General features: G+C 62.3%; 21 protein-coding genes, 2 tRNA genes and 1 rRNA gene. 6 read left to right on the top strand and 18 right to left on the bottom strand.

The genetic code is table 11. From position 1 onward, the window contains the following. Window positions 1-64: 64 nt before the first annotated feature. From FNU76_RS13760 to FNU76_RS13750, 3 genes are all read right to left on the bottom strand, one after another. A tRNA-Ala gene (locus FNU76_RS13760) sits at window positions 65-140 on the bottom strand. A 9-nt stretch (window positions 141-149) separates the two neighbouring features. Further along, window positions 150-226, bottom strand: a tRNA-Ile gene (locus FNU76_RS13755). Between the two features lie 103 nt (window positions 227-329). Beyond that, a 16S ribosomal RNA gene (locus FNU76_RS13750) occupies window positions 330-1,865 on the bottom strand. 402 nt (window positions 1,866-2,267) lie between these two features. Here FNU76_RS13750 and grxC point away from each other — a divergent pair. From grxC to FNU76_RS13730, 4 genes are all read left to right on the top strand, one after another. Next, a complete protein-coding gene (gene grxC / locus FNU76_RS13745; RefSeq protein WP_144278737.1) occupies window positions 2,268-2,525 on the top strand; it encodes a glutaredoxin 3 in 258 nt (85 codons plus the stop codon). Window positions 2,526-2,632: 107 nt separating this feature from the next. Next, window positions 2,633-3,100 carry a protein-export chaperone SecB gene (gene secB, locus FNU76_RS13740; protein ID WP_144278736.1) on the top strand — a complete coding sequence of 156 codons (468 nt, stop codon included), beginning with the start codon at window positions 2,633-2,635 and terminating at the stop codon, window positions 3,098-3,100. After that, window positions 3,078-3,530 (top strand): SH3 domain-containing protein, encoded by a 453-nt coding sequence (locus FNU76_RS13735; RefSeq protein ID WP_144278735.1) that lies wholly within the window; start codon window positions 3,078-3,080, stop codon window positions 3,528-3,530. The genes secB and FNU76_RS13735 overlap by 23 nt, the downstream gene beginning before the upstream one ends. Beyond that, complete coding sequence (locus tag FNU76_RS13730) at window positions 3,527-4,516, top strand: NAD(P)H-dependent glycerol-3-phosphate dehydrogenase (protein ID WP_144278734.1); 990 nt, start codon at window positions 3,527-3,529, stop codon at window positions 4,514-4,516. Before FNU76_RS13735 ends, FNU76_RS13730 begins: the two co-directional genes overlap by 4 nt. Before the next feature lie 2 nt (window positions 4,517-4,518). Here FNU76_RS13730 and bioH read toward each other — a convergent pair whose 3' ends face one another. Further along, the gene (gene bioH, locus FNU76_RS13725) at window positions 4,519-5,283 is read right to left on the bottom strand and encodes a pimeloyl-ACP methyl ester esterase BioH (RefSeq protein WP_223879017.1); all 765 of its coding nucleotides are present in this window, start codon (window positions 5,281-5,283) and stop codon (window positions 4,519-4,521) included. Between the two features lie 10 nt (window positions 5,284-5,293). Then, on the bottom strand, window positions 5,294-6,451 hold the full coding sequence (gene bioF / locus FNU76_RS13720) for an 8-amino-7-oxononanoate synthase (RefSeq protein WP_223879016.1): 1,158 nt from the start codon (window positions 6,449-6,451) through the stop codon (window positions 5,294-5,296). Window positions 6,452-6,537: 86 nt separating this feature from the next. Here bioF and rfbC point away from each other — a divergent pair, with 86 nt between their 5' ends. Next, window positions 6,538-7,083, top strand: a complete 546-nt coding sequence (rfbC, locus tag FNU76_RS13715) for a dTDP-4-dehydrorhamnose 3,5-epimerase (protein ID WP_144278732.1) — start codon at window positions 6,538-6,540, stop codon at window positions 7,081-7,083. Window positions 7,084-7,141: 58 nt separating this feature from the next. On the opposite strand, the gene FNU76_RS13710 is transcribed toward rfbC, so the two are convergent. From FNU76_RS13710 to FNU76_RS13685, 6 genes are all read right to left on the bottom strand, one after another. Continuing rightward, on the bottom strand, window positions 7,142-7,627 hold the full coding sequence (locus FNU76_RS13710) for a PEP-CTERM sorting domain-containing protein (RefSeq protein ID WP_179958117.1): 486 nt from the start codon (window positions 7,625-7,627) through the stop codon (window positions 7,142-7,144). 298 nt (window positions 7,628-7,925) lie between these two features. Further along, a complete protein-coding gene (locus FNU76_RS13705; RefSeq protein WP_223879015.1) occupies window positions 7,926-10,631 on the bottom strand; it encodes a bifunctional acetate--CoA ligase family protein/GNAT family N-acetyltransferase in 2,706 nt (901 codons plus the stop codon). Window positions 10,632-10,687: 56 nt separating this feature from the next. Next, the gene (locus FNU76_RS13700; protein ID WP_144278730.1) at window positions 10,688-10,981 is read right to left on the bottom strand and encodes a metal-sensitive transcriptional regulator; all 294 of its coding nucleotides are present in this window, start codon (window positions 10,979-10,981) and stop codon (window positions 10,688-10,690) included. After that, complete coding sequence (locus tag FNU76_RS13695) at window positions 10,968-11,174, bottom strand: heavy-metal-associated domain-containing protein (RefSeq protein ID WP_144278729.1); 207 nt, start codon at window positions 11,172-11,174, stop codon at window positions 10,968-10,970. Before FNU76_RS13695 ends, FNU76_RS13700 begins: the two co-directional genes overlap by 14 nt. Before the next feature lie 16 nt (window positions 11,175-11,190). Then, complete coding sequence (locus FNU76_RS13690; protein ID WP_144278728.1) at window positions 11,191-13,350, bottom strand: heavy metal translocating P-type ATPase; 2,160 nt, start codon at window positions 13,348-13,350, stop codon at window positions 11,191-11,193. Window positions 13,351-13,401: 51 nt separating this feature from the next. Then, window positions 13,402-15,519: a sodium-translocating pyrophosphatase gene (locus FNU76_RS13685; RefSeq protein ID WP_144278727.1), complete on the bottom strand. Its 2,118-nt coding sequence runs from the start codon at window positions 15,517-15,519 to the stop codon at window positions 13,402-13,404. Between the two features lie 205 nt (window positions 15,520-15,724). Here FNU76_RS13685 and ppa point away from each other — a divergent pair, with 205 nt between their 5' ends. Beyond that, window positions 15,725-16,249 carry an inorganic diphosphatase gene (ppa, locus tag FNU76_RS13680; RefSeq protein WP_144278726.1) on the top strand — a complete coding sequence of 175 codons (525 nt, stop codon included), beginning with the start codon at window positions 15,725-15,727 and terminating at the stop codon, window positions 16,247-16,249. Window positions 16,250-16,317: 68 nt separating this feature from the next. Here the strand turns inward: ppa and FNU76_RS13675 are convergent, their stop codons facing one another. The 7 genes from FNU76_RS13675 to FNU76_RS13645 all read right to left on the bottom strand — a co-directional run bounded on the left by FNU76_RS13675 (window position 16,318) and on the right by FNU76_RS13645 (window position 23,292). After that, window positions 16,318-17,049, bottom strand: coding sequence for a substrate-binding periplasmic protein (locus FNU76_RS13675; RefSeq protein WP_144278725.1), 732 nt, complete (start codon window positions 17,047-17,049; stop codon window positions 16,318-16,320). 121 nt (window positions 17,050-17,170) lie between these two features. Continuing rightward, a complete protein-coding gene (locus FNU76_RS13670; protein WP_144278724.1) occupies window positions 17,171-17,905 on the bottom strand; it encodes a DsbC family protein in 735 nt (244 codons plus the stop codon). A 27-nt stretch (window positions 17,906-17,932) separates the two neighbouring features. Then, entirely contained in the window at window positions 17,933-19,105 is a 1,173-nt protein-coding gene (locus FNU76_RS13665) for a UbiH/UbiF family hydroxylase (protein ID WP_144278723.1), read from the bottom strand. Continuing rightward, window positions 19,105-20,265 carry an FAD-dependent monooxygenase gene (locus FNU76_RS13660; RefSeq protein WP_144278722.1) on the bottom strand — a complete coding sequence of 387 codons (1,161 nt, stop codon included), beginning with the start codon at window positions 20,263-20,265 and terminating at the stop codon, window positions 19,105-19,107. Before FNU76_RS13660 ends, FNU76_RS13665 begins: the two co-directional genes overlap by 1 nt. Before the next feature lie 14 nt (window positions 20,266-20,279). After that, window positions 20,280-20,858, bottom strand: a complete 579-nt coding sequence (gene nudK / locus FNU76_RS13655; RefSeq protein WP_144278721.1) for a GDP-mannose pyrophosphatase NudK — start codon at window positions 20,856-20,858, stop codon at window positions 20,280-20,282. 37 nt (window positions 20,859-20,895) lie between these two features. Then, window positions 20,896-22,224: an aminopeptidase P N-terminal domain-containing protein gene (locus FNU76_RS13650; RefSeq protein WP_144278720.1), complete on the bottom strand. Its 1,329-nt coding sequence runs from the start codon at window positions 22,222-22,224 to the stop codon at window positions 20,896-20,898. A gap of 132 nt (window positions 22,225-22,356) precedes the next feature. Next, entirely contained in the window at window positions 22,357-23,292 is a 936-nt protein-coding gene (locus FNU76_RS13645) for a class I SAM-dependent methyltransferase (RefSeq protein WP_144278719.1), read from the bottom strand. Between the last annotated feature and the right edge of the window lie 15 nt (window positions 23,293-23,307).

Raw genomic sequence — 23,307 nt, 5'->3', positions numbered from 1 at the left:
CCCTCCTCTACCTACCCAGGATGCTCGAATTCGCTGTTGTTTGTTTCCTTACCTTCAAAAAGAATGGTGGAGGTTGACGGGATCGAACCGACGACCCCCTGCTTGCAAAGCAGGTGCTCTCCCAGCTGAGCTAAACCCCCTATAACGACTGGTGGGTCAGATAGGAATCGAACCTATGACCCCCGCCTTATCAAGACGGTGCTCTAACCGACTGAGCTACTGACCCAGCTTTCTCTTTGAAGTCTCTGTCCGGTTCCCCGAACAGCACTCCGTACTTCTCAACACACAACCGATAAGTGTAGACACTTGGCCTGTCGGCCTTTCTCTAGAAAGGAGGTGATCCAGCCGCAGGTTCCCCTACGGCTACCTTGTTACGACTTCACCCCAGTCATGAACCCTACCGTGGTAACCGGCCTCCCGAAGGTTAGCCTAGCAACTTCTGGTAGAACCCACTCCCATGGTGTGACGGGCGGTGTGTACAAGGCCCGGGAACGTATTCACCGCGACATGCTGATCCGCGATTACTAGCGATTCCGACTTCATGTAGTCGAGTTGCAGACTACAATCCGGACTACGATCGGCTTTCTGAGATTGGCACCCCCTCGCGGGTTAGCGACCCTCTGTACCGACCATTGTATGACGTGTGAAGCCCTACCCATAAGGGCCATGAGGACTTGACGTCATCCCCACCTTCCTCCGGTTTGTCACCGGCAGTCTCCTTAAAGTGCTCAACTGAATGGTAGCAACTAAGGACAAGGGTTGCGCTCGTTGCGGGACTTAACCCAACATCTCACGACACGAGCTGACGACAGCCATGCAGCACCTGTGTTAACGCTCCCTTTCGGGCACCCTCACGTCTCTGCGAGGTTCGTTACATGTCAAGGGTAGGTAAGGTTTTTCGCGTTGCATCGAATTAATCCACATCATCCACCGCTTGTGCGGGCCCCCGTCAATTCCTTTGAGTTTTAATCTTGCGATCGTACTCCCCAGGCGGTCTACTTCACGCGTTAGCTGCGTTACTAAAGCATTGCTGCTCCAACAACTAGTAGACATCGTTTAGGGCGTGGACTACCAGGGTATCTAATCCTGTTTGCTCCCCACGCTTTCGTGCATGAGTGTCAGTGTTAACCCAGGGGGTTGCCTTCGCCATTGGTGTTCCTCCGCATCTCTACGCATTTCACTGCTACACGCGGAATTCCACCCCCCTCTGCCACACTCTAGCCGTGCAGTCCCAAATGCAGTTCCCAGGTTAAGCCCGGGGATTTCACATCTGGCTTGCACAACCACCTGCGCACCCTTTACGCCCAGTAATTCCGATTAACGCTTGGACCCTACGTATTACCGCGGCTGCTGGCACGTAGTTAGCCGGTCCTTATTCTTCCGGTACTCTCATCCCCACCTAGTATTAGCAGGCAGGATTTGCTCCCGGACAAAAGAGCTTTACAACCCGAAGGCCTTCTTCACTCACGCGGCATGGCTGGATCAGACTTTCGTCCATTGTCCAAAATTCCCCACTGCTGCCTCCCGTAGGAGTCTGGGCCGTGTCTCAGTCCCAGTGTGGCGGATCATCCTCTCAGACCCGCTACGGATCGTTGCCTTGGTGAGCCTTTACCCCACCAACTAGCTAATCCGACATCGGCCGCTCGTATAGCGCGAGGTCTTGCGAGCCCCCGCTTTCATCCGTAGATCGTATGCGGTATTAGCTATCCTTTCGGATAGTTATCCCCCACTACACGGTACGTTCCGATGCATTACTCACCCGTTCGCCACTAACTTGAGGAGCAAGCCCCTCAAATCCGTTCGACTTGCATGTGTAAAGCATGCCGCCAGCGTTCAATCTGAGCCAGGATCAAACTCTTGAGTTCAATCTCTGTTTTTGAAACAAAACTGGCATTGCTTGATTCAACAGCCTAAGCCGTCAAATCTCGTAAGCCTTTAGCCTAAAGCCAAGTGCCTACGCTTATCGGTTGTATCTTGTTAAAGAGCGTTTGCTTGTTCAGACTAACTCGGCTAACATCGTGTGTTTCGCTTCGTTTTTGTCTGCGTCAGCAGCAGAGAAGCGAACTATACGCACCACCCCGCCGGCCGTCAACACCCTTCTGTAAAACTTACCGGGGAACGGCGCGGGAATTCAATAAGTCATTGATCCATAATACAGGGTGCGCGCAAAGAATTTTACCGCGCTTGGCGGGTCTTGAAACAGACGGTTTCGGAACACATATATAAGTTTAGTGGCTAGTTCTAACACGGCTTATCTTGGAGAAACCATGGCCAGCATCACCATGTACAGTACCGCTGTCTGTCCTTTTTGCATCAGCGCCGAACGTTTGCTGCTCAGCAAGGGGGTGGCGCAGATAGACAAGGTCCGCGTCGACCTCGATCCGGACCGCCGGACGGAGATGATGACGCGCACAGGTAGGCGTACTGTTCCGCAGATCTATATCGATGACTACCATGTCGGCGGCTTCGACGACCTCGTCGCCCTGAATCGCGCCGGCAAGCTAGACCCGCTGCTCGCGCAATAGGGACGCATCTCATCCGTCCTTAGACGCGAATGGCACTGTCCGACTGAATCTGCGATGATTCGGCCGCTATTTTCGTTTCTACACCAACCCGTTTCGCAGGAGTCGCCATGAGCGATCAGCAAGTCCAACCCATCTTCGCAATCGAAAAACTCTTCGTCAAAGACCTGTCGCTGGAAGTACCGAACGCGCCGCAGATCTATCTCGAACCGCAGCAGCCGGAAATCGAAATGCAGCTGCACACCGCCACGCAGCAACTGGACGACGGTTACTACGAAAACGTGTTGACCGTCACGGTTACCGCCAAGGTAGGCGAGAAGACCGTCTTCCTGGCCGAAGTGGCGCAAGGCGGCATCTTCCAGATCCGCCATATTCCGAACGAAGACCTGGAACCCATCCTGGGCATGGCTTGCCCGAACATCCTCTTCCCGTACGTGCGCGAAGTGGTGTCGGACCTGGTGACCCGCGCCGGCTTCCCACCGGTCATCCTGGCTCCCATCAATTTCGAGCAGCTGTATATGCAGCGCCAAGCACAGCAGCAGGCCGTAAGCCAAGATGCGCCTAGCACTGTTCAGTAAGGGTATCGCCGCCGGCCTGCTGGGCCTGGCGGCAATTTCCGCGACCGCGCTGGAGTTCCGTTCTGTAGCGGAACACGGCGCGGTTTTTTATGACACCCCCTCGGCGCAGGCGAAGCGCTTGTTTGTCGCCAGCAAAGGCCTGCCGGTAGAGGTCCTGGTGGACAACAAGGATTGGCTGCGCGTGCGCGACCAATCCGGCGCGCTGGCCTGGGTCGAGAAGAAGACGCTGAGCGCCAAGCGCACTGTCGTGGTCGCCCAAAGCAAGGCGGAAGTACGTAGCGCGGCCGATATCAAGGCGTCGCTATTGTTTACGGCGGAGAAAGCCGTGCTGTTCGATCTGCTGGAGACCGGCAAGACAGGCTGGGTCAAGGTCAGGCATCGCGACGGCGCGATGGGCTATATACGCATCGAAGAGGTATGGGGCATATGAAGATAGCCGTGATGGGCGCGGGCGCCTGGGGTACGGCGCTGGCCATGAGTTTCGCCAGGCATCACGCGGTGAGCCTATGGGCGCGCGATACTGCCCAGATCGAAAGCATGCGCGCGGCCGGTGAAAACCAGCGCTATCTGGCCGGCCAGCCTTTCCCGGCTCAGTTGACCTTGCAAGCCGAGCTCGGCGTTGCCGTCGCGGACGCCGACCTGGTCCTGGTGGTCACCCCCACCGCCGGTTTGCGCCCTTCCCTGCGCGCCCTGACAACGTTGGGCAGTACGCTGCCGGTGTTGTGGGCTTGCAAGGGGCTGGAGGCGGACACCCAGCTACCCGCCCACGAGGTCGCCGCCGCCGAACTGCCCGCTACGGTTTCGCGCGGGATATTGACCGGCCCCAGCTTTGCCCAGGAAGTTGCCGCCGGCCTGCCGGCCGCGCTGACCCTGGCCTCCGAAGATGCCGGCTTTGCCGACGAATGGGCGGCAGCCTTGAATTCCAGCCGCCTGCGCATCTATTCCAGCAACGATATCATCGGCGCGGAAATCGGCGGCGCGGTAAAGAACATCATGGCGATCGCAGCCGGCGTGGGCGACGGCCTCAAATTGGGGCACAACGCCCGCGCGGCGCTATTGACGCGCGGCCTGGCCGAGATCACCCGTTTCGGGGTAGCCCTGGGCGCCCGGCCGGAAACCTTCAATGGCCTATCCGGTCTGGGCGACCTGATCCTTACCTGTACCGGCGACCTCTCGCGCAATCGCAAGGTGGGCCTGCTGCTGGCCGAGGGCAAGCCCTTGGCCGAGATCATCCGCAATCTGGGCCATGTGGCGGAAGGCGTGAATACCGCGCGCGCGGTGCAACAGCAAGCCGAACGGCTCCAGGTGGATATGCCGATTACTGCCGCGGTCTGCCGCATGCTGTTCGAGGAACTGCCGGCGGCCGAAGCGATTGCCGGCTTGATGGGGCGCGGCGCAAAAAAAGAAGCGGCTTGAGCTTAAACGCTTGCCAGGAACCGCTGCTGCGCCTCGATAAAAGCCGCCTCATGCGAAATAAACGGGGCGTGGCCGGCGCCGGCATGCATGACCAATTGTCCGTTGCCGGCCTGTTCCAGCCACTGCCCGGCGGCAGGCGGCGTCATGCGGTCGCGATCGCCGTATTGCAGCAATAAGGGGCAGGATAGCTCCGCCACGCAAGGACGCAGATCTTCGTTCCGCAAGATATCCAAGCCATCCAGCAAGGCCTGCCGTTGCGGCGCCGGGCGGTTGGCCAGGCTGGCTTGCAGCGCGCGCAATACCGTCCGCCCATCGCGGCTGCCCATCACCTGCAAGCCCAGGAACATGTCCAGCGTGGCGGCATAGTCGTCGGCCAAGCTGGCGGCGAAGGCCTGCAAGGTTTCGGCCGGAGTCGCATGCGGCCAATCCGGCCGCTGCATAAAGCACGGCGAGGAAGCGCACAGGCTGAGCGAGCGCACCTTGTCCGGCGTTGCCAGCGCCCACTGCATGCCCACGGCGCCGCCCAGCGACCAGCCCAGTACATGGACCGGCAACGGGAACGCCTGATCCAGCGCCGCAGCCAAGCCTGCCAAGGTATAAGGTGTGATCGTCCCGCTGTCGCCACAGCCCGGCAGATCGACGATGTGGACACAGTGGCTATCGGCCAGGTGCTCGGCCACCCTTTGCCATACCGCACCATGGATGCCCCAGCCGTGGATCAGCACCAGATCTTCGCCCTGGCCTTGCGTTTCGATGTAGAGCGACATGGCTTTCCGTTTATTCAAGTTCATGCAAGGCAGCCACCAAGGCGGCTACATCCGCTTCGCTATGCGCGGCGGACAGGGTGATGCGCAGGCGCGGGGTCGGCACGGTGGGCGGGCGTATCGCCGCCACCCATATTCCGCGCTGCCACAAGGCCTCGGCCAGCGCCAGCGCCTGCTGGCTCGTCTCCAATTCAATGGGCTGGATGGGGGTGGACCAGGCAGGTAAACGGTAGCGGCTGCTTGCCAACCCTTCGCGCAATTGCGCAATACGCGCGAACAGGCAATCCCGCCGCCAGCCATCCCGCTCGATCGCATCGAGCGAGGCCAAGGTGGCGGCGGCAACGGCAGCGGGCGCGGCCGTGGTGTAGATGGCGGTACGCGCCTTGTTCAACAACCAATCGATCACCGTCCGCTCGGCGGCGACCAAGGCACCCGCCGTACCCGCCGCCTTACCGAGCGTAGCGAGATAGATGAGTCGCGGCGAGTCGAGTTGCCAATGCGCCAGGCTGCCTTTCCCCTCTCCCAACACCCCGAAGCCATGTGCATCGTCCAGGTAAAGCCAGGCATCGAAGCGCTCGGCCAGGGCCAGCAATGCTTGCAAGGGCGCCAGATCGCCATCCATGCTGTAGACGGCATCCACTGCTATCAGCTTGCGGCGGGCCGTGGATGCGGCCAATTGGCGCGCCAAGCCATCGAGGTCGTTATGATTGAAGCGCACGAAATCGGCGCGGCTGAGCAGGCAGGCATCGTTGAGCGAAGCATGGTTCAAGCGGTCGGCGAATACCGCATCGCCCCGGCCGACCAGGGCCGTGATCACGCCAAGATTGGCCATATAGCCGGTGGCGAAGCCCAATGCGGCCGGCAGGCCGACCATGCCGGCGAATCGCTGCTCCAGCAGTTCATGCGGGGCTTGATGGCCGCAAACCAGGTGCGAACTGCCGCTGCCGACGCCATATTCTGCGATCGCCGCACTAGCCGCCGCCTTTAAGCCGGCATCGTTGGCCAGCCCGAGATAATCGTTGCCGCAGAAATTGCGCAGTTCGCGGCCAGCCACTCGCACCCTGACACCCTGGGCGGACTCGACCGTACGCCGTCGCCGCAATAGATGCTTGCTCTCGAGCTCGGTCAACTCGGCTGCAAGCGCATCCAGCATGGAAAATGATTTTTTCATGACATTATTCTATTCCAACGTGCTCGCCCTGTAGCGGCCCCCTCTGCTATCGTACCGCCCTGTTCATCCATCGGCACACTCCCACCATGCAAGCGATACGCACAGCCATTCCCGATGTCATCATCCTCGAACCCAAGGTGTTCGGTGACGAGCGCGGCTTCTTTTACGAAAGTTTCAACGAGCGCACTTTCCGCGAGCTGACCGGCACCTCGGTCGAGTTCGTGCAGGATAACCATTCCAAATCGGTGCGTGGTGTCTTGCGCGGCCTGCATTATCAATTGCAGCAGGCGCAGGGCAAGCTGGTGCGCGTGGCGGCCGGCGAGGTACTGGATGTGGCGGTGGATATCCGCAAGTCTTCCCCCACTTTCGGCCAGTGGGTAGGTGTCCGCCTATCGGCGGAAAACAAGCGCCAGCTGTGGGTTCCCGCCGGCTTTGCCCACGGCTTCGTGGTATTGAGCGAAACCGCCGAGTTCCTGTACAAGACCACCGACTACTACGCCCCGGCGCACGAGCGTTGCATTGCCTGGGACGATCCCGCCTTGGCGATCGACTGGGAATTCGATGGCGAGCCACAGCTGTCCGGTAAGGATAAGCAAGGCAAGCTTCTCGCCGAAGCCGACGTATTCGCTTGAATTCAGGTAAAAAAAATGGCCTTGTCCCGGACAAGGCCATTTTTTACATCGGAACGACTTAGCGCTTGTTGCGACGGCGCGCAACAGCACCCATCAGGCCCAGGCCAGCCAACAGCATGGCGTAGGTTTCTGGTTCCGGAACCGGATTGATGGTGAAATTGTCGATCAGCGCGGTGCCGGCCGAAATCACCACCTTATCGGCGCCGATAAAGTTGGCGTTCAGGAATTGCCACTGATTGCTGTTCACGAAACTGATGGAACCCAGCAGGGCGCCGCCCGCATAGGCCTTCAGCGTACCGGCGGCCAATGCCGGCGGAACCGAATCCCAGGACTTGACGGCCGTGCCACCGAAATTAAAGGTGCCGCCGTGTTCCTTGGTGATGACGAAGTCGCCGAAATAATCATTCACCACCGAATAGTTGCCGCTGTAGGCAGGGCCGTAACTGGCCCAGTCGGAAGTGGCCGATACATCGACAACAGCCAGGTTATTGCTGAAACGCAGACCGTTGGTGACAAAACCGGTCATGGTGGAGTTGGGATTCACTCCGCCAGGAATACCGATATCATCAAAAGTAATTACGGTGGCACTGGCATTTACTGCAGCGACTGCGATGGCAACTGCTGCTATGGCCTTAATAAACTGCATTGAAACCCCCCAATTTAATTTGTTGAAGGCCTGTCATGAATTGAATCACGGTCCGTTATTCAATTCATGACAGGCCCTTGTTGGCGGTTTATCCGCCGGCGCCGATTGTCCGCGAATACACAGGCAAGTTCAATAGTCCATACCGGTTATCCCGGATATTGGTAGGTAAACCTCAGTCGAGCGATAGAAAGACGGACTACAGGACCTTGACCACCCATTTGAGCGCGGCATCGTCGGGGTGGACCCGGATATCGAAACCCAGCTTGCCCATCAGGCCCAGCATGGCATCGTTCGAGGCGAGGATATCGCCTTCCATGCTGGTGAGCCCCGCATCGCGCGCGGCGTGGAACAATGCATGCATCAATTGGCTGCCCAGTCCCCGACCTTGCCAGCGGTCGGCGATGGAAATGGCGAACTCGCAACTGGTCGCATCGGGATTGGCCGTATAGCGTGCCACACCTGCCATCCTTTCCCCAGCATTTTCCGTCACACAGGCCACAACCGCCATTTCACGGGCGTAGTCGAGTTGGGTAAAACGCACCAGCATACCGGGCGAGAGCTGCTTGAGCGTACTCATGAAGCGATTGAAACGGCTCGCATCGGACAGTTCCTCGCGCACGAAACGCTGCAGCTCGTCCGCGTCTTCCGGCCGTATCGGCCGAAAGATGCAAGCGCCCCCTTCCTTGAGCCGGCCCGGGGTGATGAGATGGGCGGGATAGGGATGCACGGCCATATGGCTGTACGGCCGGAACCCTTTGGGCAAGGCGGCGATCACGATACTGGCGTCCACCGCTACCGCGCCATGTTCGTCCACCACGACCGGGTTGAGGTCCAGCTCCACCATCTCTGGCAGCTCGCAGACCATTTCCGATAGTCGCAGCAGTATGGCCTTGACCGATTCCACATCCGCGGCCGGATGGTTGCGGAACGGCCCGAGCGCGCGCGCCACCTTGGTGCGCTTGATCAGATTGCCGGCGATCATATCGTTGAGCGGCGGCAGCGTCACGGCCACGTCTTCGAAAACGTCCACGGTCAGGCCACCCGAACCGAAGGCGATGATGGGCCCGAATACGGCATCGCGCGCCACCCCCAGCATCAACTCGCGGCCACGGCGCTTGCCATGCATCTTCTGGATAACCAGGCCATTCACCGTACCGGCAGGCAATCGTTGGCGCGCGTAGGCCAACATGGCCTCGGCCGTATCCTCGACCTGCTCCAGCGTGTTGATATTCAGTAGAACGCCGTCGATATCGCTTTTGTGGATCAGGTTGTCGGCATCGATCTTGATCGCCACCGGCAGGCCGATGCGGGCGGCGGCGGCCACCGCCTGTTTCGGCGTCACCGCCAGCAGGGTCGGTGGATGGGGAATATGGAAGGCATCCAGCACGGCCAGCGACTCGGCCATATTGAGTAGCCGGCGCCCGGCGGCCAGGGCGGTGGCGATCACCTGGCGGGCGCGGCCGATATCGGGCTCGCTGCGGCTGGCCAAGGGTCCCGGCGTCTGCAGGCTCAGCTCCTGGATATAGCTCCAGGCGGCCAGGCTGGCGAATGCTTCCACCGCATGCTCCGGCGAAAAGAAATAAGCCATGCGGGCACGGTCAAGCAGCTTGCGCGACAGGGCGATCTTCTTGTCGCCCATCCATACCAGCATCAGCAGCTTGTCGGTGCGGCGGCGCAAGGCGATCATCCGCTCGGCGGTCGCCAGGTGGTCGGTGCCGGCCTGCGGCGTGAGAATGACCAGCACGCCATCCACATGCGGGTCTTGCAGGCAGATTTCGGTTGCCGCCAGGAAGCGCTCGGGCGGCGCGTCGCCCAGGATATCGACCGGATTGTCGTGGCTACCGATAGGCGGCAGCACATCATTGAGCCTGGCGACGGTGCTCGGCGCCAGCTTGGGCATCTCGACCTGCATATCGCGCGCCCGGTCCACCGCCATGCGGCCGGTGCCATAACCGTTCGAAATGATCGCCAGGCGGCGGCCACGGGTACGGAAGTCGGCGGCCAGCATGCGCGCGGCGATACTCATATGCACCATGGTCGGCACCCGCAGCACGCCGGCCCGGCGCAGGGCCGCGTCGAAGGCATCATCGCGGCCGATCAGGCGGTCGGAGTGGGTACGGACGGCACGATGGTGCTCGACCTGGTCGCGCCCCACCTTGAGGCAGACCACCGGTTTTTGCCGCGAGATGGCGCGCAGGGCGCTCATAAAGCCACGCGCTTCGCCGACATCTTCCAGATAGAGCAATACACCGCGGGTCTGGCTGTCTTGCGCCAGGAAATCCAGCACTTCAGCGAAATTGACGTCCGCGGAAGCGCCCAGCGACACGACCGTCGAAAAGCCGACCTCATGCGCTTCGGCCCAGTCGAGAATGGCGCTGGCCACCGAGCTCGATTGGGCCACCAGCGCCAGGTTGCCCGGTTTGACGTGGCCCTGGTAATTCGCCGCGACCAGTCCCTGGGCCGGCCGCATCAGGCCCAGCAGATTCGGGCCAAGCAGACGCATACCGTAGCGACGGGCGAGGGCAAGCGCCTCATCCAGCAGGCTGCGATTGCTGCCGTCCACGGCGACAAAATCGCGCGACAGCACCAGCACCGTCTTGACGCCGTGCTCGCCGCACTCCTTGATCAAGCCCGGTAGGGTGCGCGCCGGGGTGGCGATCACCGCCAGGTCGAGCGCATCGATCGGCAGATCGGCGATGCGGCCATAGACCTTTTCGCCAAATACGGCGCTATGGCGCAGATTGACGCCGAACAGCGCACCCTTGAAGGGCGCGTCCAGCAGATTGCGGAACACCCGCGCGCCCACCGATCCTTCGGTCTCCGATGCGCCGATCACTACCACGCTTTCCGGCTGGAACAGGGCGCTCAGGTAGTGTGCCTTCATTGCCAACCAACTATCCATGGCAGCGATCCATCACTCGCAAGGTTGATTTCCGCCTCCGCAGCGGAGGCGCCCATTTAGCGGAACTTACGCAGCAGCGCGACGACTTCGGCGATCTCGGCGCTGGCATCGCCCTCCGCCATGGCGCGGGCCACGCAGCCATGCAGGTGGTTGTCCAGCAACTGTTCCGCCACGGCGGCGAGTGCGGCACGGGCCGCCTGGATCTGGGTGATGACATCCACGCAATACCGATCCGCCGCCACCATATCGCGCACCGCCCGCACCTGCCCTTCCACGCGCGCCAGGCGCTTTTGCAGCGCAACCTTGTCGGGGCGCTCGACGCGCCGCCTTGCGGCCTCATCGGACGACATCGTAACCCGCCGCTTCGATCGCCGCCTCTATCGTCGCCAAGGTGGTCACCGCCGGATCGAACACCACCTGGGCCGCTTGATCAGCCAGGCTCACGGCGACTTTCTCCACCCCCTGCACCGCGACTATCGTCCGCTCCACGGCGGCCGTACAACCGCCACAGCTCATACCTTGAATATTGATCCTGTGTTCCATACCTTACCTTTCAGGCTTAGCTTGCCCGCTTGCTTGGCCGCCAGCGTTTGAGTGTCAATGCGTTGGCCAGGACCGAGATCGAGCTCAGTGCCATCGCCGCGCCGGCAACGGCCGGGTGCAAGTAACCCAACGCCGCGGCGGGCAAGCCAATTGCGTTATATATAAAGGCGAAAAACAGATTCTGGCGGATCTTGCGCAAGGTCGCCCGGGCAATATCCAGCGCATCGGCCAGCACCATGGCATCGGTGCGGCTCAAGGTGATATCCGCTGCGGCAATCGCCGCTTCCGAGCCTTGCCCCATGGCAAGGCTGAGGTCGGCACTGGCCAAGGCGGGCGCATCGTTGATGCCGTCCCCGGCCATGCCCACCCGCCGCCCATCCTGCCGCAACTGCGCAATGATGCGGGCCTTGTCGGCTGGCAGGCATTCGGCATGCAACTGTTCGATGCCCAACTGGGCGGCCAGCGCACGGACCGGCGCAAGCCGGTCGCCACTCAGGATGACGGGCTGGATATCGTGCGCCTTCAGCCAGGCCACCAGTCGTGCCGCATCCGGGCGGGTTGCATCGGCCAGGCTGGCGTGGCCCAGATAGCGCTCGCCTTCGGCTGCCACCACCAGGGTGTGGTTATCCGAATCGCTTAGTAGACCTGTCGGCAGGACGACACCGCAAGCCTGTAACCAAGCCGGCGAGCCCAAGCGTAGCTGCCGGACGGGGCTGCCTTCGGCATGTTGCAGGCTGGCTTCGCTGCCCTGCCCCAACACCTGCCGTAGCGAAATCAGGCTGATCCGTTCATCGCGCGGCAAACCGGCGGCCAGGGCCTGCGACAGGGGATGGCGTGAACCGGCCGCCAGCGCCTGGACCCAGGCGGCATCCGCGCCAAACTCGGCCGACCGCAGCGAGGGCCGCCCTTCGGTCAGGGTGCCGGTCTTGTCCAGCGCCAGGACCTGCAACCGGGCGGCGGCTTCCAGCGCCGCGGCGTTTCTGATCAAGATCCCGTGTTGCGCCGCCACGCCCGCACCGGTAATCACCGCCGTGGGGGTCGCCAACCCCAGTGCGCAGGGACAGGCGATCACCAGGACGGCAATGGCATTGACCAGCGCGGTCTCGCCATCGGCATGCCACCACCAAGCCAGCAAGGTCAGCACGGCCAATAGCAGGACCAGCGGCACGAATCGCGCGGCAATGCGATCGGCCAAAGCCTGGATGGGGGCTTTGCTGGCCTGGGCCTGGCGCACCAGCTCGACGATGCCGGCCAGCCTGGATTCCACGCTGGGTTTATCGACCCGTATCCGCAGCCAGCCGGTCTGGTTGAGGCTGCCGGCGTATACCGACTGGCCCACCCGCTTGTCCACCGGCATCGCCTCGCCGCTCAGCAGCGCTTCGTCCACGCTGCTTTCTCCCGCCAGCACCTCGCCATCGGCGGCGATTGCCTCGCCCGCCTCCACCGCCACCACATCGCCCAAGCGCAGTAGATCGACATCCAACTCGACCAGGGCATCGCCACGTACCACCCGGGCGGTCTTGGGTTGGAGCTGAGCCAACGCCAGCAAGGCAGTGCCGGTCTTGCGCCGGGCACGGGCCTCCAAGCGCTTGCCCAGACAAACCAGGGCGATCACTACCACGCTGGCCTCGAAATACAGGTGTCCCGGCAGCACGCCGGCCGCCACCGCGCTGCTATAGCCATAGGCGGCGGAAGTGCCCAGGGCGACCAGGACGTCCATATTCGCGCCGCCGCTACGCAGGGCAAACCAGCTACCGCGATAGAAACGCCAGCCACTGAGAAATTGCGCCGGCGTCGCCAAAGCCCAAGCCAGCCACGGCGGCAGCATCCAGGCATGGAAGCCCAGCGCCATGCCGGCCATATCGAACATAAAGGGCAGCATGACGGCCAGCGCCAGCCACATGGGCCAGGCCGACTCCTCTTGCGCGATCACCGGGCCATCCGCGTGCGGCTGGGCACGAAAACCGGCCTTCTCCACCAGCGCCATGACGGCAGCGTCATCCAGGCCGGCGACAGTGGCCCGCTCGGCCGCGAAACTGACGCTGGCGGTGACGCCCGGCTGGCGATTGAGCAGCTTTTCGATGCGCGCGGCGCAAGCGGTACAGCTCATGCCTTCGATGCGAAAGGCCTGCGGCTTGAGCGAGTGGGCGATAAGGGGGGAAGTGGGATCCGACATAGCCGCCAGCGTATACCCCCCACCCCTATATAGCAATAAGCCGGGAAGCGACTACTTCGTCGCGGCCGGGACGCTGATATGTGCAACCACGGGCGTCGGCACGGCTCCTTCCTGGCCGACCATGGGCAGCAGCGGCACGATCAATAGCGCCACGATATTGATGATCTTGATCAGGGGATTGACCGCCGGACCGGCCGTATCCTTGTAGGGATCGCCCACCGTATCGCCGGTCACCGCCGCCTTGTGCGCTTCGCTACCCTTGCCGCCGTGATTGCCTTCTTCGATATATTTCTTCGCATTGTCCCAGGCGCCGCCGCCGGTACACATGGAGATAGCGACGAACAAGCCGGTCACGATGGTTCCCATCAGCAAGCCGCCCAAGGCCACCGGTCCCAGCAACAGCCCCACCAGGATGGGCGCGACGACGGGTAGGAGCGAAGGCACGATCATTTCGCGGATGGCGGCGCCGGTCAGCATATCGACCGCGCGGCCATATTCCGGCTTGGCCGTTCCTTCCATGATGCCGGGAATCTCGCGGAACTGCCGCCGCACCTCTTCCACCACGGCGCCGGCCGCGCGTCCCACCGCTTCCATGGCAAAAGCGGCGAACAGGAAGGGGATCAGGCCGCCGATAAACAGGCCCACGATCACCATATGGTCGGACAGGTCGAAACGCACCACATGGCCGCTGGCGGACAAGGCGTGGGTGTAGTCGGCGAACAGCACCAGTGCCGCCAAGCCGGCGGAACCGATGGCATAGCCCTTGGTCACCGCCTTGGTGGTATTGCCCACCGCATCGAGCGGGTCGGTGATGGCCCGGACCGATTCGGGCAGGCCGGCCATCTCGGCGATCCCGCCGGCGTTGTCGGTGATCGGCCCATAGGCATCCAGCGCGACGACAATACCGGCCATGGACAGCATGGCGGTCGCGGCCACGGCGATACCGTACAAGCCGCCCAGATAATATGCGGCCAGGATGGCGGCGCAGATAAACAAGACCGGCCAGGCCGTGGACTTCATGCTGACACCGATGCCGGCGATGATATTGGTGCCGTGCCCGGTGGTGGAGGCCTTGGCGATATGCCGTACCGGACCATATTGGGTACCGGTGTAGTACTCGGTGACCCACACCAGGATACCCGTCAGCAGCAGACCGACCGTGGCGGCGCCAAATAGCTTGATCCGGCTGCCGGCCTCGCCCAGGACATTGTCGGGCAGCACCGCATCGGTCACGAAGTAGAAGCCCACCAGCGAAATCAAACCCGCCACGATCAAGCCGCGATACAGGGCGGGCATCACATTGGTAGTGCCTGGGCTGGCCTTGACGAAAAAGCAGCCGACGATGGAAGCCAGAATGGACAGGCCACCCAATGCCAGCGGATAGACCGCCGCCTCGCCCGCCGCGCCCTTGATCATCACCGCGCCCAGCACCATGGTGGCGATCAGGGTAACGGCATAGGTCTCGAACAGGTCGGCCGCCATGCCGGCGCAGTCGCCGACGTTATCGCCGACATTATCGGCAATCACGGCCGGATTACGCGGATCGTCCTCCGGGATGCCGGCCTCCACCTTGCCGACCAGATCGGCGCCGACGTCGGCACCCTTGGTGAAGATACCGCCGCCCAGACGGGCGAAGATGGAAATCAGCGAAGCGCCGAAGGCAAAGCCCATCAGGGGCCGCAGCGTGTCGGTCAGCTCGGCGCCCGGCGCTGCCTGCGCAATCAAGTACATATAAAGCAGGCTGACACCCAGCAAACCCAGTCCGACCACCAGCAAGCCGGTGATGGCGCCGCCGCGGAAGGCGACCTTGAGCGCCGGCTGGATGCCCAGGGTGGCTGCCTGGGCGGTGCGGACATTGGCCCGCACGGAAATATTCATGCCGATAAAGCCGCAGGCACCGGAAAGTACCGCACCCGCCACAAACGCGGCTGCCGTCACGCCGTGGATAAATACCCCGATCAGGATGGCCAGGATCACGCCGACCAGGCCAATTGTCTTGTACTGCCTTGCCAGATAGGCCTGTGCGCCTTGCTGGATGGCCGCAGAGATTTCCTGCATGCGGGCATTCCCGGCGTCCTGCGCCAAAATCCAGCTGCGCCAGATAAATCCAAACATTACGGCCACCAGGCCGCAAGCCAAGGCGAAGTACAGTGCCGTGGTTGACGTCATCAGGAACCTCCTAGCTAGGTATTGGTATTCACTCGTCCATGCGGAGCGCGGACACATAGGTATAGGTGCGGCGGCAGGGGCATACAAGCGGGCTCGCCCGAGGATGCTTCCGCCATGCCTGGAAATGATAAGATTGCGGGCTAGAGGGTGGCCTGCCCGCGCAGGGCGCCTCCATGCATCCATCACTACGCGAAGAGTTCCATTCATGAGTCTGCACAACGTCACGCCAGGGGCGAAACTGCCCGATGAGTTCAATGTCATCATTGAAATCCCCGCCAACGCCTCGCCGATCAAGTACGAAGTAGACAAGGAAAGCGGCGCGATGTTCGTGGACCGCTTCATGGGCACCGCCATGTTCTACCCGTGCAACTACGGCTATGTGCCGATGACCCTGTCGGAAGACGGCGATCCGGTCGATGTGCTGGTGGTCACCCCCTTCCCGCTCAGCCTGGGCGTGGTGGTGCGTTGCCGCGCATTGGGCGTGCTGATGATGGAAGACGAAGCCGGCGTGGACGCCAAGCTGATCGCCGTCCCGGTGGACAAGCTGTGCCCGATGTACAAGGACATCAAGACCCGTACCGACCTGCCGACCCTGCTGCTGGATCAGATCCAGCACTTCTTCGAGCACTACAAGGATCTGGAAAAGGGCAAGTGGGTCAAGGTCACCGGTTGGGAAGGCATCGAAGCCGCCCACAAGGAACTGGTGGATGGCGTTGCCCGTTACAAGTAAGCAGCACCGGTAACGCGCAATTGGAACGGCCACCCATTGGGTGGCCGTTTTGCATCCACTCTCCGGCGCTAGTACACCGCGTATTTCTTTTCGAGGGCGCTGTAGTCGCCGCTCCGCCGCAATGTATCCAACCCCACATTGAAGCGGTCGCGCAAGGCTTCCTGGCGAAAGCCCAATTGGTAAGGCGTGGCGGGGAAAACGGGGTACCAGGTCACCGGTTGGCGCGCATCGGCCACGCCGCCCGTCTTGAGCAGTTCCTGGTTGAAGTATTCGATAATGCGCCGGTCGCCCACCACGACATCGATGCGGCGGGCATACAGGAGCCGGTTCCGCACCACCTGCTGGGCTTCCTCGCGGTAGTGGGGGTTTTTGTCGGCCATGGCCTGGAATTCCGCCCCCAACAATTTGCGCGCGCGCTGGAAGGCACTGACCGAGTAACGGCCCAGGTCGGCGATGCTGCGAATATCCAGATTGCGGGCGGCCAGGGCGACCGCCACGTTGTGGTATTCGATATAGGGCTTGGAATAGAACGCCCGTACCCCACTGTGCTCGTTGGTGGTACTGATGGCATCCAGCTGGCCCAATTCCAACATGCGGTGCAGCCGTTCCATCGGCGCGAAGAAGGGTTCGATCTGGAAATCGGCCTGGGCGGCGGCCTGTTCGATGATTTCGTATTCCAGGCCGCGCTTTTCGACTTCGAAGATATAGGGCGGCTTATTGGTGCCGAAGCCGACCCGCAGCACTTCCGCCTGCACGCCCAGTGCCAGGAGGGCCCAGCAACAGATCGCCCATGCAGGCATCGGCACTCTCCACGATCAGCATCGACCCATCCGTTATAGCCGACCGCACCGCCACACCAAAGCGGGAGCGGCAAGCACGGAAATCTCCGTGAACCCGCCGCCCCCGATCGCTGTACGCGTCTTACTTCTTGGCCGACAACTTGGCTTCGAACGCTTCCAGCGGAATGGCGCCCGACATCATTTCACCGTTCTCGAACACCATGGCGGGCGTGCCGCTGATGCCCAGCTTGTTGGTCAGCGTTTCGATATCGGCCAGCGGCGTGGGGCACTTACCGTCGCCTTCCGGCAATTTGCCTTCGAACATCCAGCCCTCCCAAGCCTTCTGCTTGTCGGCGGCACACCAGATCAGCGCGGACTTGCGCGGTGCATCCGGGTGCAACTGGGTCAGCGGGTAGAGGAAGGTGTAGATGGTGACGTTATCGAGCTTGCTCAGCGTCTCTTGCTCGATCTTCTTGCAGAACGGGCAATCCGGGTCGGAGAACACGGCCACCTTGCGGGCGCCGGTACCGCGTACCAGCTTGATCGCCTTGTCCAGCGGCAGGGCATTGAAGTCGGTCTTGGACAGTTCGCGAATGCGGGCTTCGGTCAGGCTGCTGCGCGACTTCACGTCCACCATATCGCCTACCAGGATGTAGTCTGCACGGGCGTCCGAATAGATCACCTGGCGGCCGGCGAATACCACTTCGTACAAGCCTTTCACCGGCGTGGTCCGTACGCTTTCCACTTGCCGATCGGGGAATTTCTTCTTCAACTCAACCTTGACGGATTCCGGCGAATCGCCACCGGCTGCATTGGCGCAAGCCACCAAGGCCAGGCCGACGGCGGCGGTGAGAAGGCGTTTGGAGAGAGAAGTCATGTTTATATCCAGTATCAAGAGTTGGGTTTATTTAAAAGCATGCCGCATCATGGCTCGCTTGAGCGGCCCGGCTTGGTTGGTAAGATTGAGACCAAGATTACGTAGCCGCCCCGATAGAGGGTCGGCAAGGGCAAAGAGTTTCTGCAGTCCGTCGCAAACGGACTGCATCAGCAGTACTTCTTCGGCCCGCATGCGCCGATATCGCTGCAGCAGCATAGCGTCGCCGGGATCGCGTCCACAAGCTTGGTCGAGCAACGCCGCTAAAGCTTTCGCATCGCCGAAGCCCAGATTCACGCCTTGGCCGGCCAGGGGGTGGATGGTATGGGCCGCATCCCCCACCAAGGCCAGGCGCGTGCCGATGATACTGGCCGCGCGGCCAAGGCTGAGCGGGAAAGCAGCCGCCTTGCCCAAGGGCTGCAGGTCGCCGAGGGCTCTTCCGCCGGCCGCCGCCACGCGGCTGGCCAGCGCCGCCGGGGACAAGGCCAGCAATTGTGCGGCGGACGCGTCGTCGGTGGCCCAGACAATGGAAATCAAATTGTCCGGCAAGGGCAGCCAGGCGAGTACGCCATCGTCGCGAAACCACTGCCGCGCAATATCGCCATGCGGCCTGGCGCAGCGGAAATTGCCCACCACGCCCTGCTGGCCATAGCTCTGGCGGGAAAAGGCAATGCCGGCCTGCTCGCGCAACCAGGAATTGGCGCCGTCGGCGGCCACCACCAGCTTGCTCCGCAACACCCGGCCGTCGGCCAGGGTCACGCTGGCCGATCGCTCATCGGCGTGGAAGGCCTGCGGCAGCGCCGGCGCGATCAGCTCGACCTTGCCCTGCAAGGCGCGCCACAGGGTGGCCTGCAGCAAGCGATTCTCCACCGTGGCCGCCAGCTGCTCGCTCCCCAGCTCCAGGGCATCGAAGCGGATGGCGCCGCCGGCATCGCCGCGCACGTCCATTTCACGTATCCGGCCCGCCCGCGGGGACGGCCAGACACCGAGGCCGGCCAGAAAAGCCTGGCTACCCGGACTGATGGCAAAAATGCGCGCATCCCAGTCCTGCGGCAGTACCGCCAGTGCCGGTGGTTCGGCACGTTCCAGCAAGGCCACGCGCAGGCCTTTGGCCAGCGCCAGTGCCACGCTGGCGCCCACCAGCCCGCCACCCACGATCAGGATGTCGAAATCGTCTTGTACCGTATTGACTCCAGGCTGCATCAGGCCGTCCCGAAAACCATGCGCTGGGCAAAGCCACGGCGCAGGGGTTTGCAATTGTCCAAGGTCAGCAGGCCGGCCGCGCGCAGTTGGCGCAAGGGCGCGGAGTCCACGCCGAATAGCCGGATAAGACCGTCGGTAAAACCGACCGTGGCCAGGCTATCGGCTTTGCGCAGGCTGGCATAGCGCGCCAGCATGGCCGCATCGCCCAGTTGCGCCGCCGGGGTGGCGCGAACCAGCCGCGCCAACGCCAAGGCATCGCGCAGGCCCAGATTGAAGCCCTGCCCCGCCACCGGATGCAGGGTCTGGGCCGCATTGCCGACCACTGCGATGCGTCGCGCCTGGTGCGCGGCGGCCCACTTCAACCGCAAGGGAAACGCCGCCCGCGCGCTGACCGCTAACAGCCGGCCGGCCCGGTCGCCCATGCGCGCCTGCAACTGCACCAGGAAGGCTTCATCCGGTAAATGCACGGCATCCAGGGGATCGTCGGCCGGCCGTGTCCACACCACGGCATAGTTGTCGCCCTTGGGCAGCATGGCGATAGGGCCATCGTGGGCGAACCGCTCATAGGCGATACCCTGGTGCGGCTGGTCGGTCCGGACCTCCGCCACCAGGGCCAGCTGGCGGTAATCGTGCTCATCCTGTGCAATACCTGCCGCACCCAGCAGCTTGCCGCCCTCCGCCAGCACCACCAGTCCGGCGGTCAGCATATGGCTGCCGCCATCCCGTTCCAGGGTCGCGACGGCGTAGCCGGCCAGCGATTGCACCCGGCTGACGGTGGTACCGTTGAGATAGTGGGGTCCGGCCCCATCGGATAAGCGCGCATGAATGGCTTCCGCCAGGGCGGCGTAAGGCAGCACATAGCCAAGCGCCGGCAGGCCCAGGTCGCTATCGCTCAGTTTCACGCGGCCAAACGCCTGTTGCTGCGATACATGCACGGTGTGGATGGGCGTTGCGGCGGCGGCAGGCCAGGCATCGACCGCTTCCAGCGCCAAACGGCTGGCGTGGGCGACCGCCAAGGCGCGTGCGTCGTTTGCCGGCCGCTGGCGCGCCTCCACCACCGCGACCGATCGGCCGGTGCTGGCCAGGTTCAGCGCCAAGGCGCCGCCGACCGGCCCGCCGCCGACGATCAGCACATCGACGTGACAGGGAAGCGTGGACACCCGCATCGCCGTATTCAATTCAGCAAGCCATGCAGCTGCGCGTACTGCAGCAGCATGATGGTCTTGGCATCGCGTATCTCGCCGCTGGCCACTTGGGCCAGGGCTTGCTGGAACGGCATTTCCAGCACATCGATATCTTCGCCTTCGTGCGCCAGGCCGCCGCCCGCGCCGATCTTGTCGGCCTTGTCGTATTCCGCCACGAAGAAATGCAGGATTTCCGTCACCGAACCCGGTGACATATAGGCCTCGAATACCTTGCGTACCGGGCCTACCCGGTAGCCGGTCTCTTCCGCCACTTCGCGGCGGATGCAATCCTCGGGCGCGTCGTCGTCCAACAAGCCGGCGCAAGCCTCGATCAGCAGGCCATCGGTATTGCCATTCACAAAGGTGGGGAAGCGGAACTGGCGGGTCAGCACCACCGAGCCATGCTGGCGGTTGTACAGCAGGATGGTGGCGCCATTGCCGCGGTCATACACCTCGCGGGACTGCACCTGCTCGCTGCCGTCGCGCTGCTGCATGCGATAGGTGTATTTATGCAGGACATACCAGTTGTCCGACAGCAGCTTCTGTTCAAGGATCTCGATCCGGCTCATAGCGACTCCATCTGGTGGGCGGGATGCGCCAAGTACATCAGCCGGCCATGACCTGTTCGATCTCGGCGACGGTCTTCGGTGTCAGCGCGGTCAGGTTTTCGTGGCCATCGGCGGTCACCAGCAAATCGTCCTCGATCCGTACGCCGATATGCAGGAAGCGCTCCGGCACCTGCACATAGTGGCTGGGCGAATCGGCCAGCAGCGGGCGGAAATAGAGGCCGGGTTCCACGGTCAGCGCCATGCCCGCTTCCAGCTTGCGCCAGTTGCCATCGATCTTGTACTCGCCGGCATCGTGTACATCCAGGCCCAGCCAATGGCCGGTGCCGTGCATATAGAACTGTTTGTAGGCCTCGGCTTCGATCAGGCCATCCACCGTTCCCTTCAGGATACCCAGGTCGATCAAGCCCTGCGTCAGGGTGCGCACGGCAGCATCGTGGTAGGCGATTCGGCTCTCGCCCGGCTTTACCTTGTCGAAACTGGCATTCATGGCGGCCAGCACCAGTTCATAGATATCGCGCTGCGGCCCGCTGAACTTGCCGCTGACCGGAAAGGTGCGGGTGATATCGGCGGCGTAACCGTGCAACTCGCAACCGGCGTCGATCAGCAACAACTCGCCGGCAGCCATGCGGTGGTTGTTCTCGTGGTAGTGCAGACAAGTGGCATTCGCCCCGGCGGCCACGATGGAGCCATAGGCCGGATAGCGCGAACCCTGCTTGTAGAAGTGATAAAGCAGCTCGGCTTCCACTTCGTATTCGAACTGGCCGGGCCGGGTGGTCTGCATGGCCCGGGTATGCGCTTGCGCCGAAATACGGCCGGCCTCGCGCATGATGGCGATCTCCGACTCGTCCTTGAACAGGCGCATTTCGTTGATGGCGCCGCGCACGTCGATAAACTCGACCGGCGCCGTCACCCCGGTGCGGGCCCGCGCGTGTACCTGGCCGACCAGGCCGATCAGGCGACGGTCCCATTTCTCGTCCAAGCCGATGGGGAAATACAGGCGCTGCTGACCGGCCAGCAAATCCAGCAGCCGGGCATCGAGCTGGTCGATGGGATAGGCGGCATCCAGGCCGAATTGCTCGCGCGCCGCGTCGGGGCCGTATAGAAAACCGTCCCAGATTTCGCGCAATTCATTCTTGGGCTGGCAGAACAGCGTGGCATGCGGCTTCTCGCCCACTTGCATCACCAGCACCGCATCCGGCTCGTAAAAACCGGTCAAGTAGAAGAAGCTGCTGTCGTAGCGATAGCCGTAGTCACAGTCGCTATTGCGGTTCCTGACCGGCGCGGTGGGCAACACCAGCAGGCCAGCTTGCAGGCGCTGGTTCAGGGTGGCACGGCGAGCCTGGTGGGATGCGATATTTTTCTGCATGCGGTGATTTCCGTGGTTGGGCCGTGCCGCGTAGCGGACTGTGCCTTGTGGACGGACGATTATAACCGCAAGCCGGCCGGGATGATGGGGCGCGCCGCCGCAAACCGGGGCGGCAAGCGTCGCCCTACGGTGTCATACCTCGAAGCGGAAACACTGGTGGATCTTGCGATTGCGGAAATCTTCCGGCACCGACTGCGCACTGATATCACGGCATAGCGGCGCCAAGGTGGCATCCAGCTCGAAGCCGCGCAAATTGGTGGAAAAATACAGCACGCCGCCAGGCATCAAGAGCTTCAGGCAGCTTCGCACCAGCTTCTTATGATCCCGCTGCACATCGAGGATATCGAGCATCTTGGCGGAGTTGGAGAAACTGGGAGGATCGAGCACGATCAGGTCGAACAGCTCGCCATCGTCCACGGCGGTTTCCAGGTAGCGGAATACATCGGCCCGCACCAGTTTATGCCGGCCCAGGTCCAGCTGATTCAACTGGAAATTGCGCTTGGCCCAGTCCAGATAGGTATTGGACAGGTCCACCGTCACCGATTCGGGCGCACCGCCGGTGGCGGCGTAGACGGTAAAGCTGCCGGTATAGGCGAATAGATTGAGAAAGCGCTTGCCGGCGGCTTCCTCGCCAACACGCTTACGGGTAGGCCGGTGGTCGAGAAACAGGCCGGTATCGAGATATTCGTCCAGATTGACCCAGAAACGCCGACCCTGCTCGGCCACCTCGAAGTCGGCACTGTGGTGGCCGGTACGGCTGTACTGGAACTCGCCCTTCTGCCGCCGCCGGATCTTGAAGGCAATGGTCTTGGGCGGCATACCCAGCACTTCCGAGACCGTGGCCATCACTTCGGCCACCCAGGCGGCATGCTCCTCGTCGGTTTGCTGCCAGCCGGTGTCGTACTCCGCGATATGGGCGCGGCCGCCATAGATATCGACCGCAACCGGGTACTGCGGGATATCGCGGTCATAGATGCGATACGCTTCGGTACCCACGCGCTTTGCCCATTTGGCAAAGTGTTTTTGGTTCTTGGTCAGGCGATTCTGGAAGTCTTGCAGAGCGGACATCGTGTTCTTTACAGG

It is taken from the genome of Chitinimonas arctica, assembly GCF_007431345.1.
Classification (GTDB): Bacteria; Pseudomonadota; Gammaproteobacteria; order Burkholderiales; family Chitinimonadaceae; genus Chitinimonas; species Chitinimonas arctica.
Note: the sequence above shows the minus strand (reverse complement) of the source record. Positions and strands in the feature narration are given on the sequence as shown.